Genomic DNA, 17,007 nt, shown 5'->3' on the forward strand with positions numbered 1-17,007 from the left:
AACCTACTCATACATTAAATTATATGGTCTTTTTAATTCTTCTATAAAATAAGATACAGAGATATTTCTTCCATATCTCCTAAACTCATGAGTATCAAAATAAACCAATATTGTAGGTATAGAAAATACCGTAAAATGGCTTGTAATTTCTTTATATAAATCAGTTTTTACTTCATAGATTTTAAACTTTGAAAAGTTCTTTTTTACTTCTTCTTCAATTTTGGGTTTTAATACTTTACAAACAGAACAATTTTCACCAGAGAAATATATTAATACAGGTTCCCCTGTATTAATACTATTTTGAAGTTGTATCAGATTCGTTACTTGTATCATTTTCAATTTCTTTATTATCTTGCTCATCAATATTTACTTCATAAGCTTTTTCTCTAAAAATATCTTCTTTACTTAAAGAAATACCTTTCATGTGAGTTAGAGGGAAAGCAAAAGCAATTCCTTTTCCAGTAGTTGTAATATGTAAAGAATGAATTATTGATTTAATTACCTCATTTACTAAATACTTAGGTAATAAAAATAAAAGTAAAGTATCATTTGCTTCAAAGTTTGTTCTATAGAAATTGGCCATTTCTTCTAAACCTATTCCATCAGCTCTTAAAACTGTAACTCCAGAAGCTCCTGCTTTATGTGCTGCAGAAATTGCATCAAGCTTTTTATCAACTGGAACTATTATAACAACAGCACTAAACTCTAAATCTAATGAATGTCTCACTGATGAACCATCAATATTAACAGTTGCTAAATCCATATTCTCAGCATCAATTAATGCATCTTTTAATAACTCTTCTTTTTCAATTTCAGTATCTGATTTTACACCAATTTTCTCAGTAATAATACCATACAACATCACTGTAATCATTGGAAATAATGAAGCAAAAGCAATAAGACCAAAACCATCAATTAGTGGACTTCTTCCTTCAATATTTGTAGCAAGTCCAATTCCAAGTGCTGCAACCAAAGGAACTGTTACAGTTGATGTTGTAACTCCACCACTATCATAAGCAATAGGAATAATATATTTAGGTGCAATAAATGTAAGAATAATTACTACCATATATCCAACAATAATATAGTAGTGAATATGTCCTCCATCTACAATTCTAAAGGCTCCTAAAGCAATACCAATAGCAACACCAGAAGCTACAAATATTCTTAAAATAAAGTCATTAATTTTACCATCTGAAATATCTTTTGCTTTTTTAGCAATTGCCATAAGTGCAGGTTCTGCCATTGTAGTTGAAAATCCAATAGCAAAGGCAAAAGCATAAATCATCATTACAGAATCAGATTTAGTTAATTGATAAGCCATAGTTTCACCTAATGTGAAAAGCCCCATTTCAAGTCCAAGAATAAAAGCATCTAAACCTAAAATAACTAAAACAAAACCTAAAAGTACTGTTTTAAGATTTTCAATTCTCTTTTTTAATACAGCATATTGAAAAAATAAAATAATAAATAAAATAGGTGCTACATCTTTTACAACATTTGCTAATCCCATTAATAGTGAAGAAAAAGAAATTGTAGCATTACTCGATACAGCAGCTTCAACAGCAACAGTTGCTACATCTTTTGCATCTACTAAATTGTAAACTGCTATTCCATAAATTTGTACGAAAATCATAGGAGTTAAAGAAGCAAAAGCAATAAGACCAAAACCATCAACAACAGGGTTTCTACCTTTAATAGTTGTTGCAAGTCCAATTCCAAGTGCTGCAACTAAAGGAACTGTTACAGTTGATGTTGTAACTCCACCTAAATCATACGCTAAACCAATAATTTCTTTTGGTGCAAAAAAAGTAACACTTACAACTAATAAATATCCAGCAATGATATAATAGTGAATAGGATGTCCCTTATAAATCCTAAAAACACCCAAGAAAATAGCAAACCCAACAGAACCTGCAACAACAAGTCTAAGCATAGTTGCATCTATACGACCACTAGAAATTGAAGCTGCTTTATCAGCAATTACAGCAAGTGCAGGTTCTGCAATAGTTGTACCAAACCCGATTAAAAAAGCAAAAAATAGTACCCAAAGCATTGTACCATGCTTTGCGAAATCCCTTGCTAAACCTTCACCTACAGGGAAAATACCAATTTCAAGTCCCTGTAAAAAAATTGCTAAACCTACTCCAACAATACCTAATCCAATCGCAGTGCTTACCCAACCATCAGGTATAGCTTGAATAATTGCTAGTTGAAAGAAAAGAATAACTACAACAATAGGAATTAAATCCCTAAATGACTCTTTTAATAGCTTCAAAAAGAAGTTAAATTGCATCATATATTTTATGTCTCCTACTAATTCTAAAATTATTAATAATTTTAGTTAATAGTTCTATTTTACATTGTTTTTACTGAATTGTGGGATAAAGTTTAAAGGCTTTTGTGAGTTATTTTTAAATATACAAGAAATTATTATAAAGTAGAAGAACTACTTTATAATATTAAACTTGATGCTCACTTTTTTTGGCTAATCTCTCTTTTTGAGAAAGGTAAGAGTTTACACTTCCTAAATAAGCTTTTGCTGTTGCTAACATTGTATCAATACTTAATCCATGTCCAACAAAAGAAGGTGAATTTTCATCAAAAATTACTCTTGTTGTAACTTTTGCAAGTGCATCTTTTCCTTCTGTAACAGAAGTTACATTATAGCTTTGTAAACTACCATTTATTCCTGTTAATCTATCTATTGTTTTAAAGATTGCATCCATTGTACCTTCACCAATATTTGCATCTTGCATAACTGTATTATTATGTTTAATTGATACTGCTGCCATTGGCATTCCATTTGAACAGTCAGAAATTTGTAATCCTACTAATTCATAAGTTTTATCAGAGTTTAATGACTCATCAGTTATTAACATTCTAATATCATCATCAGTAACATCTTTTTTCTTATCAGCTAAGACTTTAAATCTTTCAAAGGCAGAATTTAACTCTTCATCACTTACCTTATCAAATCCTAAATGTACAATCTTATCTCTAAATGCTGCTCTTCCTGAATGTTTTCCTAAAATTAATGTTGATTCTTTAAATACACCTACATCTTCTGGTTTCATAATTTCATAAGTCTCTTGATGTTTTAATACACCATCTTGATGAATTCCACTTTCATGAGCAAAGGCATTTTTACCAACAATTGCTTTATTTTGTTGTGGTTCAACACCAGTTATTGTAGCAACTAATCTTGAAGTTGGATAAATTTCCGCAGTATTTATATTTGTATATAAACCACCAAAAGCATCACTTCTAGTTTTAATAGCCATTACAGCTTCTTCTAATGATGAATTTCCAGCTCTTTCACCTAAACCATTAATTGTTACTTCAATTTGTCTAGCACCATTTTCAACTGCTGATAAAGTATTTGCAGTTGCTAAACCTAAATCATTATGATTATGAACAGAAATAATTGCTCTATCTCCTGCAAAATCTGATAATTCTTTAACCATTGCACCTAATTCATGTGGTAATCTATACCCAACTGTATCAGGTAAATTAATTGTAGAAGCTCCAGCATTTATAACTGCATCCATTACTTCTTTCATAAATGGAATTTCAGATCTTCCTGCATCTTCTAATGAAAATTCAACATCATCAACAAATGTTCTTGCATATTCAACTGCATGAACTGCTCTTTTAATAACCTCTTCTGGGCTCATTTTTAACTTATATTGCATGTGAATAGGACTAGTAGCAATAAAAGTATGTATTCTATGTAAAGGAGCTTTTGAGACTGCTAAACCTGATTGTTTTATGTCATTTTCAATAGCTCTGCTTAAAGAACAGATAGAAGAATTTTTAACCTGTTCTGCTATTCTTGAAACTGCATCAAAATCCCCTGGACTTGCAGCTGCAAAACCAGCTTCTATAACATCAACACCTAACTTTTCTAATTGTAACGCAACTTTTATCTTTTCTTCTGTATTCATCGAACAACCAGGAGATTGTTCACCATCTCTTAATGTAGTATCAAAAACTATAATTTTATTTTTATCCATTGTATTTACCCTTTAAAATATACAATATTATATCTTTTTTTATTTTATAAAAAAGAAAACTATAACGGTTTAATTTATATTTGAATTATTTAAATATATGAAGTCTAATTTGATTAAAATTAGAGAGAGATTTTAAGTAGAAGAAGAGAGTTAACACTTTTTATAAAATGATTGTTGTAAAAATCAAAAATTTTCATTTTCTCTCCTGAATAAATTAATTGGCTTAAGTATAATTAATAAAACAAGATTTGTCAAGACTATTTTGAGTCATTTGATAAATAAACTTGATTTCTACCATTTATTTTTGCTTTATATAGTGCTTTATCAGAAGCTCTATATAATTGTTCTTGATTTTCAATATGTTCTGATTTTTGAACAACTAAACCTGCTGAAATAGTTACAAATTTACTTGCTGTATTTTGATTATGCTCAATTTTTAAATTTTCAATATTTCTTACAATTTTTTGTGCATAAGCCATTGATTCATCAATATCTAAATTCGAAAATATTATACAGAACTCTTCCCCTCCCATTCTAAACACATAATCAGTTGCTCTTGAAGTAGTTTCTTCTAAGTTTTTAGCTACCTGCATTAAGATATCATCCCCTTTAGGATGTCCATAAGTATCATTATATTTTTTAAAATGATCAATATCTAAAGATAAAAGACTTAAATAAATTCCTTCTCTTTTAACTCTTCTAATTTCTTTTTCAATTGTTTCATTAAAAAACCTTCTATTATATAGTTTTGTTAAGTCATCTTGTATTGATAGTAATTCTAATTTTTTGTTATCTGTAAGGTCTTGTCTAATTGCAGTATAATTAACTATTTCACCATTATTAAAAACAGGAGTAATTGTAAGTTTTGCCCAATAAATATCTCCATTCTTCTTTTTATTTTTAATCTCTGAAGAAAAAGTTTTACCTGAAATAATTTGACTCCACATATTTTCATAGAATTCATCAGGAGTATCTTCATGTCTTAAAAGAGAATGTTTGCTTCCTATTAATTCTGTTTTTGAGTAACCTACAAATTCACAAAAAGCAGAACTTACATCAATAATTTTCCCATCTTTATCAGTAATAGAAAGAAGTACATTTTCATCAACTATTTCTAAAAGATTATCTTTTTCAAAGAGTTGATCTCTTAAATGTGTAGTTAAAAAACAATCTTGAATATCATAAATTAATTGCATTAAATCAATAGGTTTAATTACAAATTTATTAACTTGAAGTTCAATTGCTTTTAAAAAATAATCTAAATCAGAATAAGCTGTAGTTACAATAACAGGTAAACTTCTCTTATTGATTTTTTTTAACATTTCAATACCATTCATTTTTGGCATCTGAATATCTGTAATAATTAAATCAGGGTTTATTTTATAAAAAAGTTCTAAGCCTTCTTCACCATTTTTAGCAGTATAAAAATTTGGTATATTTCTATTAAAAAAATAAGTTACTTCATCTCTAATCATATCTTCGTCTTCTACATAAAGTACAGTAAGACTTGACAACAATTCTTTATTAATTTTCTTCATTATTTTTGGCTATACCTAATTATTTTATTAATTTTAACATTAATAATATTAAGATTATCTATATTTAAGCTTATATTTTTTTTAAATTGAAATATAACTTTATTTTATAAACACCTATTATAATTATAAGTTTTTTCTTTTTAATTTTTATTCTTTCTAATAAAATTTGAAATTGCATAAAAGTCTATAGTAGGTAAAATATTCTTAGTTATAGTCTTAAAATTCTCTTCTTTCTTTTTTATTATTATATTCTTTTTATACAATATAATTTGTTAATAGAAATGATATATAATTTTATATTTTAATAAGAAATTTTTATTTTGTAACTATTTTTCTTCATATAAAGGAATACTTATAGTAAATATTGCACCATTATCATCATTCATAACTTCTAATTTACCATCCATATTTTGTTCAACTATAATTTTTGACATATAAAGACCTATTCCCGTTCCCTTACCTTCCTCTTTTGTAGTAAAATAAGGATTAAAAACTTTATCCATTATCTCAAGAGGTATTCCACCTGCATTATCTTGAATTATAACAATTCCATATTTTTCACTTTTTTGTAAAGAAATTGTTACTAAACCATTTTTTACTTTATTTTCTACTATTGCATCTTTTGCATTATTTAAAACATTTAAAATAGTTTGTGAAAACTCATTATCAAAACCATATACATTTATATCAATAAAATGATTATGTTTTATATCAATTTCATAATGTTTAAATGCAGATTCTACTAATAAACTTGATTTTAATACTAATTCTTTTAAATTAAAACAAGCTTTCTCTTTTGTAGGTTTAAAAAAGTTTCTAAAGTCATCAATAGTTTTTGACATATTTTTAGTTAAAGTATTAACTTTGTCAATAGATCTTTGCATAAACTCATCATCAAGTTCTCCCATTTGGTAAGAAAAATGAATATTTTGCATTACTAATCCTAAAGCATTTAAAGGTTGTCGCCATTGATGTGCAATATTTCCAATCATTTCACCCATTGCTGCTAATTTAGATTGTTGTATAAGAATTTGCTCTTGTTCTTTTTGTTTATTAATTTCTTCTTTAACTCTAAATTCAAGATTATCATTTAGATTTCTTAATTCTTTTGTTCGTTCATGTACTCTTAATTCCAAATCATCATGTGATTTCTTTAATTTTTGTTGTGATTGTTCTAAGTTATCAACCATTTTGTTGAAACTCTTTGTAAGTCGGCCAATTTCATCAGAAGAGTTTATTTCAACTCTTTTACTTAAATCTCCATTTGAAATAATTTCTGATACTTGCTCTAATTTTACAATAGGTTTACTAACCATTTTAGCTATATAGTATGAAACAAAAAATGCAACAATAAGCATAGTAATAGCTAAATACATAAATTGCTTATACATACTATTTAATTTTTTATCATATTCATCTAAAGAAAGTTCTAAATCAATCCAGCCCCATTTAACACCAGAAAGAATAATAGGATATTTATAAGCAAACACATTTTTTTGTGCAAATTTTGAATACATAATACTAGCTTCTTCTTCAAAATCAAAGTTTTGTTCAATATTTTTTTCTACACTCCATTTTGTCTTAGTTACAATAATACTATTACCATTTTTTCTTGAAATACTTAAAGCTTGAAGTTCTTTTGATGTTTGAATATACTCATAAGAAAATTCTAAAAGCTTTATTTCATCATCAATTACCATATAATCTGTATTTACATAAGTAATAGAAGAAGCAATACTTTTTGCATTTGATTTAAGATTATCAAGTATAGATTTTTTTTGTAATTCTACTGCTTGATAAGAAAAGACTGATAATACTGCAAAAATAGAAATAAATATCAGTAAAAATACTTTTGTTATAATACTTTTCATTTATATTTCTTTTTTAAAAACTCATATTCTCTATAATAATTTTTTAATCCAGTTAAAGAGTTTTTTTCAACTTTAAAAACAGAATCAAATTTTAAAAGTTCAATAATTTGTCTACTTCCTTTTAATTCTTTAAGATTTTCACTAAGCTCAAAAAAAGTATCTATAGATGTTTTATTAGCATATTTAGAAAAAAATCCTATAAAAGGTAAATGTTTTTGTTTTGTTTCTTCTATAATTTTTATTTTATCTAATATTCCAGGGTTTAATTCAATCATTGTATCCCATGTTTTTTTTGTAACTACTGCTAAATCCCTTTTCTTAAAAAATACATTTAGTAAAGCAGTTGATTCTTTAGAAGCTAGATGCACTTCTGAAAATATATCTTTATATGAAGCTTTAAAATAAACTAAAGAATTTTTATCTAACCAAATACTACCTACATTGTCAGTTATATTAATACTAATTGATTTATTTTTTATATCTTTAAAACTTTTAATACCACTATCCTTAGATGTTATAAGATAATACTTAATATATCTATCTTTACTCATTGCAATAGACCATAAATCAATGGCATCATTATTAATTTCAGATTCATATTTAAAATAAAAAGGAAGATTTAAAACAATCATTTCTACTTTACCTTTTTTAAAATCATTGTATAAAACTCTATCATTATCGTAGAACCTCAAAGTTAATTTTCCTTCATAAGATTCTGCAATATCTTCCAGCCATGTTTTCATAGCTACTCTTGCATCTTTAAATCGGTTTAAAATAGTTCCATTTTGAGTAAAACCATAAGTAGATTCAAATTTGTAATTTTTATCACTTGAATATAAGTTAAGGGTTAAGCTTAGAATAATTATTGTTTTAAGTAAGAAAGTCAAATTTTGCCTAAATATTTTATATTATATAAAAAATTATAGTAAATAAAAAGTAAGCTTTAGCTTACTTTTTATAGAAGATAAACTCTTAAATATCTATTTAATCATTTTTAGATTCTGTATTTTCTTCTTTATTTATCTTCTCTTCATTGTCTAGTTGTTGAGTTTCTTCTGATTCTACATTATCTTTGATTGGTCCTGAATGTAAATCTTCATCTTCAAAAACTTCTCCACCATTTTCTTTGATAATTTCTCTTACTCTTTGTCCTGAAATAACTTCAATTTCTAATAACTCTTGTGTCATTTGTTCAATTGCTTCTTTGTTATCTCTTAGGGCTTGAAGAACAGCTTCATATCTTTCATTAAGTACTGATTTTACATGTTCATCAAGATTTTTAGCCATATCATCAGAGAAGTCTTTTTGAGTTTGACCACCTAAGAATTGATTTTGTCTTTTTTCTAAAACCATAAGACCAGCAACATCACTCATACCATAAATTGAAGCCATAGATTTAATAATATCAGTAGCTCTCTCAAGGTCATTACCTGCACCAGTTGAAATTTCACCAATAAATACTTCTTCAGCAGCTCTACCACCTAATAATGTATCAACTTCTGCAATTAACTCATGCTTTTGCATTAAGTATTTATTTTCTTCTGGAGTATTTAATGTATACCCAAGTGCCGCTAAACCTCTTGGAACAATAGATACTTTATTTACTTTCTTAGCACCTTTTGTAATCTCTGCAATTAATGCATGACCTGACTCATGATAAGCTACAATTTCTCTTTCTTTTGGAGAAATTCTTCTTGATTTTTTCTCTAATCCAGCAATTTGTCTCTCAACTGCTTCTTTAAAATCACTTGGTTCAACTTGATCTTTTTTTGCTCTACCTGCAAGTAATGCAGCTTCATTAATAATATTTGCTAAATCTGCACCAGCAAGTCCTGCTGTCATTTTAGCAACTTCTTTTAAATCAACATTATCACCTAATTTTACATCTTTAATATGAACTTTAAGAATTTCAATTCTTCCTTCATAATCAGGTTTATCAACAAGTACTTGTCTATCAAATCTTCCTGGTCTTAATAATGCTGGATCTAATACTTCTGGTCTATTTGTCGCTGCAAGTACAATAACAGGAGCAGCCTCAGTTGAGAAACCATCCATTTCAGCAAGTAATTGATTTAGAGTTTGTTCTCTCTCATCATTACCACCCATTGGTCCACCACTTGCTCTACTTTTACCAATTGCATCAATCTCATCAATAAAAATAATTGCAGGAGCAGACTTTTTTGCTTGTTCAAATAAATCTCTAACTCTTGACGCACCAACTCCAACAAACATTTCAATAAATGCAGAACCAGATACAGATAAGAACTCAACATCTGCTTCCCCAGCAACTGCTTTTGCTAATAATGTTTTACCAGTTCCAGGAGGTCCTACTAATAAAACACCTTTTGGAATTTGAGCTCCAAGTTTTACGTATCTTTCTGGATCAGATAAGAAATCAACTACTTCTTGTACTTCTTCTTTAGCTTCTTTATTCCCAGCCATATCTTCAAATTTTACTTTTGGTTTTTCAGAATTAATCATCTTTTTAGAAGACCCTATTCCAAGAATTCCTCCTGAACCACCACCCATCGATTTTTGCATTCTTTTTGCAATAAACATCCAAATAGCAAAGAAAATAAAAATAGGTAAAACCCAACCAAAAAGAATATCAGCTAATACATTCTCTTCATTTACTCCACCATAAGCAATTCCATTTTTTTCTAATGTAGGAATTAACGTATCATCAGGAATAACTCTTCTTGCAGTATAAGTAATAACTTGATTACCATTTTTTGAAATAGCTTTAACTTGAGTATTACCAATTCCAACATACTCAATTTTTCCAGTTGAAATTAATTGTTTTAAATCAGAATATGGAACAGTTTTATTTTTTGATTGTCCAAATGCTGCTACTTGTGAATTTGAAGATCCCATTTGATCTTCTGGAAATAATGCTTTAAAAGCAAAAATTGTAACTATTGAAAAAATTACAAATACTAATAATGGATTATTATTAAAAAAGTTGTTATTATCTCCACCATTATTGTTATTTTGAGGTTTATTATTCATAAACTATGACTCCTTATTTTTATATACTATTGTAACCCATTCATTTTTATGGATTAACTCTATTTGTTCTAAATTTTTAAATCTACTTTGAACTCTAGCAAGGTGTTTATCTAAAATACCTGAAATTATTAAAATACCTTCGTCTTTTAAACATTTTTTTAAGTCACCTGCAATCATACTTAAAACATCAGCAACAATATTAGCAATTACTACATCATATTTTTCTTTTGCTAAATTAGCAGATCCAATCCATGAATTATTAAAACTTACATCATTTAACTTAAAATTTGATTGAGTATCTTTAATACATACTTCATCTGTGTCACAGATATCAACACTACACTGTTTTTTAGCAGCAGCAACTGCTAAAATACCACTTCCTGTTCCAACATCTAATACACTTTGCTTATTTAGTACATATTTATCAATAGCTTCTATACAAGAAGATGTAGTTTCATGATGACCCGAACCAAAAGATAATGCAGGATCGATAATGATATTTATTTTGTCATCATTTTTTTCTTCCCATGATGGTCTAATAAAATAATTACCTATTTGAACTGATTTAACAGATTCTTGATACTGCTTTATCCAGTCAATATTTTCTTTTTTTAAACATGTAGTATGGCAAGTTGTATCAAGTGCTTGAGCAAACTTTTGTATTCCTACTTCTACATCAGCTAAATCATCTTCACTTCTAGCTATTAATGTACCATCAAGCTCTTCAATAGCTTGATTAGTTAAAGAACTAAGTAAATCTAAAAAAAGTTCGTAGTTTTTTTCTGGTTTTATTGTTAATTCATAATAATATTCAGACAAATATATCCTTTATAGTTTATACGATTTGAATTATCTCTCGTAAAAATAAGATATTTTATCTAAATAATTTTTTGAATATAATTAAAAGTCTTAAAAGAAGTTCTCTATCATATCTCTCATAACAGTTTTATCTGAAACTCGATTTATAATATCTCTGAATTCATGGGCACCTTTGTAACCTTTTGAATAAGAGTGTAAAAGTTTTCTAAACATTAAAGCTCCATGTTCTCCATGGAAATCTAAAGTAGAATCAAAGTGTTCTAAAATAATTTCTTTTTTCTTTTCTTCTGATATATCTTCAATACCATGCTTTAATTGATAAAATATCCAAGGTTTACCAATAGCACCACGACCTATCATAACACCATTAGCTTTTGTATATTCTAAAACTTCTTTTGCTTTTTCATAGTCTTTTATATCACCATTTGCTATTACGGGAATAGAAACAGCTTCTACCATTGCTTTAATTGCATCATAATCAACTGGTGCTTTATATTTTCCTGCTCTTGTTCTTCCATGAACTGAAACAAAATCAACTCCACAAGCTTCAACAGCTTTCCCAATTTCAACTGGTATTTTTTCATTTACTCCAAGTCTAACTTTTGCTGTTGTATATTGTTTTTTAGAATATTTTTTAACTGTTGATAATATTTCTTCAAGTTTTTTTAAATCTCCTAAAAGATTTGAACCTGAACCATGATTGAAAACTTTTGGGGCAGGACAACCACAATTTAAATCAATACCATCAATACCATCTATATCATTAAGTATTTCTACAGCATCTCTTACTAATTCAGGTTTATTACCTGCAATTTGCACAATATAAGGATCTTCACTTGGAGATTTTTCAATCATTCTTAAAGTTTTTTCTGATTTATATACTAATGCATTTGAAGAAATCATCTCAGATATTGTAATATCTGCACCAAATTTTTTTACTACAGATCTAAAAGGTAAATCTGTATACCCAGCTAGTGGTGCTAATACCACTAGAGGTTTGCTAAAATCTATTTTATTTTTCATTATTTATAAGAAATTGACTCTAAATCGTAGTGTTTACCTGCATCTTTTAACTCTAATAAAGCTTTGAATGCAGTATATTCATTATCAGCAGTTGGTGCTATAACATCTCTAATTTTATCAATCATTTCATATTCAAATAATACATGTAAATAAGCAGGTGTTGCTTCATCAAGTTCAGATGAAAGCTTTTCAAATAATGCAATAATTTGATCTGGCTGTAAAATAGCCTCATAGTTTTTAGCTAAAGACATATAATCTTCTTTTGTATAATTTAAATCTTTTACTATTTTTAAAATCTCTTCAGGTGTAAATCCAAACTCATTGTTTGCTGCATCTTTTTCAAAAAGTCTTTTTGCTAAGTGTTTATCAAGCTTTATGTTTTTATAAATCTTTTTAACTGTAGTCATACTTTTTTCTTCAAGTACTTTTTCAAATGCAGCTTTAACCACATTTTCTGAATAATTTTCATTTTTCTTAACTACATCAACAGCAAAATCAGGTTGTTCATTTACCTTATTTATTAAATTTCTATTATTTATAGAAGAAATTTCACTAAATTTAATATTTTTATCAGCAACATGTTTACCAGCATTTATATCTTGAATAGCTGCAACAGTTTTATTTAGTTCTTCATCATTTGATGAGAATGTTTTATCTTTAACACTTAAGTTAAATTGATTAAGAATAGAAGCTAAGTTTTTGAAACCTTTTGTCTTAAACCTTTTGTTGAAACTTTTCTCTAATAAATTTGATTTAATCATATTTATCATAGTTTCATGATCTTTATCAATAGCTCTTTGTTTAAATATATTTAGTAAACCATAAAACACTATATGTCCTATTGTTGCGATAAATAATATTACTAAAGGTACTATAATCCAAGCTGCAACTGGTAAAGTAAGTGAAATATCAAGTATTGTAACTTTATAATTTCCCAACTCTAAACTAAATGCATAACCATAAACAGCTATGATAAATATCACAGAAAAAATAACATATTTCTTAAAACCCATCTCTAATCCTTTTTACTATTTTTCTACTTCGTAAATCTCTCTACATGGTGTACAAAATTTTGCAAATGGTTTTGCTCTTAATCTACCAATTGCAATTGATTCATCACACATTTCACAAACACCATAAGTGCCTTTTTCAATTCTTTTTAGAGCATCTTCTATTTCTTCAAGTTCTTTTACTTGTTGGTTAGCAATAATACCTTCTTTAAAGCTATCACTAGAAACTTCAGCATAATCAAACTCATCATTACACTCAGCATTTTTCAAAGAGTTGATACTTTCTCTACTATCATTAATACTATTAGTAATTAATTCTTTTCTTTCAAGTAAAGTCTGTTTTAATTCCTCAATCTGTTTTGTATTTGCCACTTAATATACCCTTATTTTTAAATTTTGAAATTATACAAAAATTTATATAATATATAAGTTATTTATGATATGGATGATTATTATTTATGCTTAATGCTCTAAAGATTTGTTCCCCTAAAACTAAATTAGCAACTTTATGAGCCATTGTTAAATCACTCAAAGATATTATACTATCACATTTCTTTAGAAACTCTCTTTGAAAACCATACGCTCCACCAATAAAGAAATTTATTTCATTTTTACCCTCAATTATGTTAGCAAATTTAAAAGAATCTACTTTTTTCCCTAAAACATCTAAAGCTACATTATAACCTTTTAATAAAGGTTCATAGGCCTCACTATAAGATTGTTGTGCTTCTTTTTCACCTATATTTTGTGCTTTTGAAATAGTTTTATTAAAAATATAATGAAATTCAACTTTTGCATATTTCGATGACATTTTTAAAAATTCATTTACTAATTTATCAAATTCATCTTTTGAAGGTTTTGCTATCATATATACATTTATTTTCTGCAAAGTTAATCCTTAATATTTGAATAAATATCAGAACCAACTACATTGAAACTAACATTTTTTATTTTATCATCTATCTTTACCCCACCAATAGCACAAACTGGATGTTTAGATATTTTTGCTAAATATGTAATCTTATCTCCTAAAAGAGTTGAAACATTTTTTGTAGTTGTATTTCTATAAGCACCTAATCCAATCATATCTAAGTCTAAATCATTTGCTTCCAAAATTTCAACTTCATTATGGGTTGAAAGACCTAAAAGTTTTTTACCAATTTTATTTCGTATTAATTTAATAGCTATTTTTTTATTAGCATGGATTTTTTCAAAATCTTCTTGCCCCAAATGTAAACCATCTGCAAATTCTATTAAATCAATTTTATCATTAATAAGGATAGGTATATTTAAACTTTTTTTTAAATAAATCAAATTTTCTTTTTGGATAGAATTAGAAGATATTTTATCTCTATATTGTACAATTTTTACATCAAGATTTTTACATATTTGAACAAATTTTTCAAGAGTTAAAGATTTTTTTTGTAGAGTTTCATAATCACATAAAACATAAAGAAGGTTTGAAGCTTTAAGCTCAAAGCCTAAAACTTCTTCAAAATTACTCATCATTAGTTAGCAATTTTCTCTTTTTTAAACATAGTAAGTAAATCAGCTAATGTTTTTTTCATTTCACTTCTATTTACAACCATATCTATTGAACCTTTTTCAAGTAAGAACTCAGCTCTTTGGAAACCTTCTGGTAAATCAGCTCCAATTGTTTGTTTAATAACTCTTTGTCCTGCAAATCCAATTAAAGCACCTGGTTCAGCCATTATAATATCACCTAAAAATGCAAAAGAAGCAGAAACTCCACCCATTGTTGGATCAGTTAATACTGATATATAAGGAAGTTTTGCATGATCTAATCTTTTTAATGCAGCTGATGTTTTAGCCATTTGCATTAATGCAAAAGTTGATTCTTGCATTCGGGCACCTCCCGAAGCTGATACAATAATTAAACCTTGATGTTTTTCGATAGCTCTATCAACTGCTCTTACGATTTTTTCACCTTCAACTGAACCTAATGAACCACCCATAAATGAGAAATCAAATACAACAATTTGTACAGGAATTTCATTTATAGTAGCTTCACCACTTACAACAGAAGAAGTTCTGCCTGTTTTCTTTTCAGCTTGTTCTACTCTTTTTTTATAAGAAGTCTTATCAACAAATTTTAAAGGATCATTAGGTTTTAAATCTTCATCATATTCAACAAAACTATCTTTATCAGTTAATATTTCAATTCTTCTTTTTGCCCCAACTCTCATGTGAAAGTTACATTTTGGACAAATATTATCTTGATTTTCCACCTCTTTAAAAAACATTAAAGAACTACATTCCGGACACTTTACCCAATGACTTGGAGCATCTTTTTTTGTAGGTTGTTCTTTTGAACTACTATCAAAAGAAATTTTGCTAAATAAATTTTTTAAATCCATTTTTGACCCTTTTTTTGTAAATTATAAATTATTAAATTTGTCTAATTCGTCTAATTTTTCCCAAGGATAATCACTTTGACCAACTTGACCTCTTGATGCAACATCTGCATAAAGGAATGTTTGTGCACTTGGCTTATCTAAATTAAACTTTTCAGTTATCCATCTTGGTGTTAATGGAAAATTCTCCATAACAAAAGTAGATAACTTATCATCATCATATTTAGTATATGTTCCATACGTATCAACTGATACAGAAGTTGGTTTAGCAACTCCAATTGCGTATGAAATCTGTACTAAAGCTTTTGTAGCAAGTCCAGCTGCAACTATATGTTTAGATAACCATCTAGCTGCATATAAACCACTTCTATCAACTTTAGTATAATCTTTAGAACTTTGAGCTCCACCACCAATAGGTGCATATCCACCAAATGAGTCAACAATAAGTTTTCTTCCTGTTAATCCACTATCGTGTAATGATGAATGATTTACATATCTTCCTGTTGGATTAATATGAATAATTGTTTTTTCTTTATCATACATAGATGTAGGTAATCCAGTATCATCAATTAAACCTTGAATTAACTCTCTTACTTCTGTTATTGGCATACCTTCAACAGAAGGTGCACTTACAACTATTGTATGAATTTTTTGAGGTTTACAATTCTCAAAATTTTCTTTTGTTCCATAATCAACTGTAACTTGTGTTTTAATATCAACTCCAAGTTTATGATTATGTTTTAAAGCATAATTATATACTTTATCACATAACATTCTTGCATAAGTTATGGCTGCAGGCATATAATCTGCTGTTTCTGTAGATGCAAAACCAAACATAATTCCTTGGTCGCCTGCACCTATTTCACCAGTTTCTTGATCAACACCTTGACCAATATCTGCTGATTGTTGATTTAATAAAACCTGAACTTTCACATCATCAGGGTGTAAACACTGTTCATTAGTAAATGATGATTTTCCATCATAACCAATTTTAGCTAGTGCTTCAAGTACAATCTTTTCATAATCTTCATTAGTTAATTGACAATTTGATTTTACTTCTCCACCAATAACGATATCTTTTCCTGCTACAAATACTTCTGATGCGACTCTACTATTTGAGTCTTCAATAATTAATTTATCAACAATTGAATCAGCAATAATATCTGCACATTTATCTGGGTGCCCAGGGCTTACAACTTCACTTGTAAATAAATACTGTGTCTTGTTTTCCATTTTTGTTTTCCATCCTTTTGTTTTCCAAAGAACAATGTCTTATTGTTTTCCATTCTTTTGTTTTCCATTTTTGTTTTCAAACTGCGTTTAAAGTTAAAAAATATATAAAAATA

At 27.7% G+C, this 17,007-nt stretch carries 15 protein-coding genes; all 15 read right to left on the minus strand.

Features of this window, described 5'->3' with window-relative positions; genetic code table 11:
* Positions 1 to 3: 3 nt before the first annotated feature.
* On the minus strand, positions 4 to 333 hold the full coding sequence (locus tag ACH5BK_RS11000) for a thioredoxin family protein (RefSeq protein ID WP_404307331.1): 330 nt from the start codon (positions 331 to 333) through the stop codon (positions 4 to 6).
* A complete protein-coding gene (locus ACH5BK_RS11005) occupies positions 296 to 2,299 on the minus strand; it encodes a DUF1538 domain-containing protein (RefSeq protein ID WP_404307333.1) in 2,004 nt (667 codons plus the stop codon). The genes ACH5BK_RS11000 and ACH5BK_RS11005 overlap by 38 nt, the downstream gene beginning before the upstream one ends.
* Positions 2,300 to 2,462: 163 nt before the next feature.
* Entirely contained in the window at positions 2,463 to 4,016 is a 1,554-nt protein-coding gene (locus tag ACH5BK_RS11010; RefSeq protein WP_404307335.1) for a 2-isopropylmalate synthase, read from the minus strand.
* 257 nt (positions 4,017 to 4,273) lie between these two features.
* Entirely contained in the window at positions 4,274 to 5,554 is a 1,281-nt protein-coding gene (locus tag ACH5BK_RS11015; protein ID WP_404307337.1) for a diguanylate cyclase, read from the minus strand.
* A 326-nt stretch (positions 5,555 to 5,880) separates the two neighbouring features.
* Positions 5,881 to 7,425, minus strand: coding sequence for an ATP-binding protein (locus tag ACH5BK_RS11020; protein ID WP_404307339.1), 1,545 nt, complete (start codon positions 7,423 to 7,425; stop codon positions 5,881 to 5,883).
* Positions 7,422 to 8,312 (minus strand): PhnD/SsuA/transferrin family substrate-binding protein, encoded by an 891-nt coding sequence (locus ACH5BK_RS11025; RefSeq protein WP_404307341.1) that lies wholly within the window; start codon positions 8,310 to 8,312, stop codon positions 7,422 to 7,424. The genes ACH5BK_RS11020 and ACH5BK_RS11025 overlap by 4 nt, the downstream gene beginning before the upstream one ends.
* 97 nt (positions 8,313 to 8,409) lie before the next feature.
* Positions 8,410 to 10,434, minus strand: a complete 2,025-nt coding sequence (ftsH, locus tag ACH5BK_RS11030) for an ATP-dependent zinc metalloprotease FtsH (protein WP_404307343.1) — start codon at positions 10,432 to 10,434, stop codon at positions 8,410 to 8,412.
* Positions 10,435 to 10,437: 3 nt separating this feature from the next.
* On the minus strand, positions 10,438 to 11,253 hold the full coding sequence (locus ACH5BK_RS11035) for a 50S ribosomal protein L11 methyltransferase (RefSeq protein ID WP_404307345.1): 816 nt from the start codon (positions 11,251 to 11,253) through the stop codon (positions 10,438 to 10,440).
* 90 nt (positions 11,254 to 11,343) lie between these two features.
* Entirely contained in the window at positions 11,344 to 12,276 is a 933-nt protein-coding gene (locus tag ACH5BK_RS11040; protein WP_404307347.1) for a tRNA dihydrouridine synthase, read from the minus strand.
* A complete protein-coding gene (locus tag ACH5BK_RS11045; protein ID WP_404307349.1) occupies positions 12,276 to 13,289 on the minus strand; it encodes a hypothetical protein in 1,014 nt (337 codons plus the stop codon). Before ACH5BK_RS11045 ends, ACH5BK_RS11040 begins: the two co-directional genes overlap by 1 nt.
* 15 nt (positions 13,290 to 13,304) lie before the next feature.
* Positions 13,305 to 13,658, minus strand: a complete 354-nt coding sequence (gene dksA / locus ACH5BK_RS11050; RefSeq protein ID WP_404307351.1) for an RNA polymerase-binding protein DksA — start codon at positions 13,656 to 13,658, stop codon at positions 13,305 to 13,307.
* Positions 13,659 to 13,716: 58 nt separating this feature from the next.
* Positions 13,717 to 14,175, minus strand: a complete 459-nt coding sequence (locus ACH5BK_RS11055) for a 23S rRNA (pseudouridine(1915)-N(3))-methyltransferase RlmH (protein ID WP_404307353.1) — start codon at positions 14,173 to 14,175, stop codon at positions 13,717 to 13,719.
* Between the two features lie 2 nt (positions 14,176 to 14,177).
* On the minus strand, positions 14,178 to 14,795 hold the full coding sequence (locus ACH5BK_RS11060) for a thiamine phosphate synthase (protein WP_404307355.1): 618 nt from the start codon (positions 14,793 to 14,795) through the stop codon (positions 14,178 to 14,180).
* Positions 14,795 to 15,664 carry an acetyl-CoA carboxylase, carboxyltransferase subunit beta gene (gene accD, locus ACH5BK_RS11065; RefSeq protein WP_404307357.1) on the minus strand — a complete coding sequence of 290 codons (870 nt, stop codon included), beginning with the start codon at positions 15,662 to 15,664 and terminating at the stop codon, positions 14,795 to 14,797. Before accD ends, ACH5BK_RS11060 begins: the two co-directional genes overlap by 1 nt.
* 21 nt (positions 15,665 to 15,685) lie before the next feature.
* Positions 15,686 to 16,894: a methionine adenosyltransferase gene (gene metK / locus ACH5BK_RS11070; RefSeq protein WP_404307359.1), complete on the minus strand. Its 1,209-nt coding sequence runs from the start codon at positions 16,892 to 16,894 to the stop codon at positions 15,686 to 15,688.
* Positions 16,895 to 17,007: the final 113 nt, after the last annotated feature.

Source organism: Arcobacter sp. YIC-80 (genome assembly GCF_044841725.1).
GTDB lineage: Bacteria > Campylobacterota > Campylobacteria > Campylobacterales > Arcobacteraceae > Arcobacter_B.

What these genes read in the sequence shown, in the direction of transcription:
- ftsH (WP_404307343.1), bottom strand. Translation starts at nt 10,434, where the DNA reads ATGAATAATAAACCTCAAAATAACAATAATGGTGGAGATAATAACAAC.
- ACH5BK_RS11015 (WP_404307337.1), bottom strand. Translation starts at nt 5,554, where the DNA reads ATGAAGAAAATTAATAAAGAATTGTTGTCAAGTCTTACTGTACTTTAT.
- accD (WP_404307357.1), bottom strand. Translation starts at nt 15,664, where the DNA reads ATGGATTTAAAAAATTTATTTAGCAAAATTTCTTTTGATAGTAGTTCA.
- ACH5BK_RS11060 (WP_404307355.1), bottom strand. Translation starts at nt 14,795, where the DNA reads ATGATGAGTAATTTTGAAGAAGTTTTAGGCTTTGAGCTTAAAGCTTCA.
- ACH5BK_RS11045 (WP_404307349.1), bottom strand. Translation starts at nt 13,289, where the DNA reads ATGGGTTTTAAGAAATATGTTATTTTTTCTGTGATATTTATCATAGCT.
- metK (WP_404307359.1), bottom strand. Translation starts at nt 16,894, where the DNA reads ATGGAAAACAAGACACAGTATTTATTTACAAGTGAAGTTGTAAGCCCT.
- ACH5BK_RS11040 (WP_404307347.1), bottom strand. Translation starts at nt 12,276, where the DNA reads ATGAAAAATAAAATAGATTTTAGCAAACCTCTAGTGGTATTAGCACCA.
- ACH5BK_RS11005 (WP_404307333.1), bottom strand. Translation starts at nt 2,299, where the DNA reads ATGATGCAATTTAACTTCTTTTTGAAGCTATTAAAAGAGTCATTTAGG.
- ACH5BK_RS11000 (WP_404307331.1), bottom strand. Translation starts at nt 333, where the DNA reads ATGATACAAGTAACGAATCTGATACAACTTCAAAATAGTATTAATACA.
- ACH5BK_RS11020 (WP_404307339.1), bottom strand. Translation starts at nt 7,425, where the DNA reads ATGAAAAGTATTATAACAAAAGTATTTTTACTGATATTTATTTCTATT.
- ACH5BK_RS11010 (WP_404307335.1), bottom strand. Translation starts at nt 4,016, where the DNA reads ATGGATAAAAATAAAATTATAGTTTTTGATACTACATTAAGAGATGGT.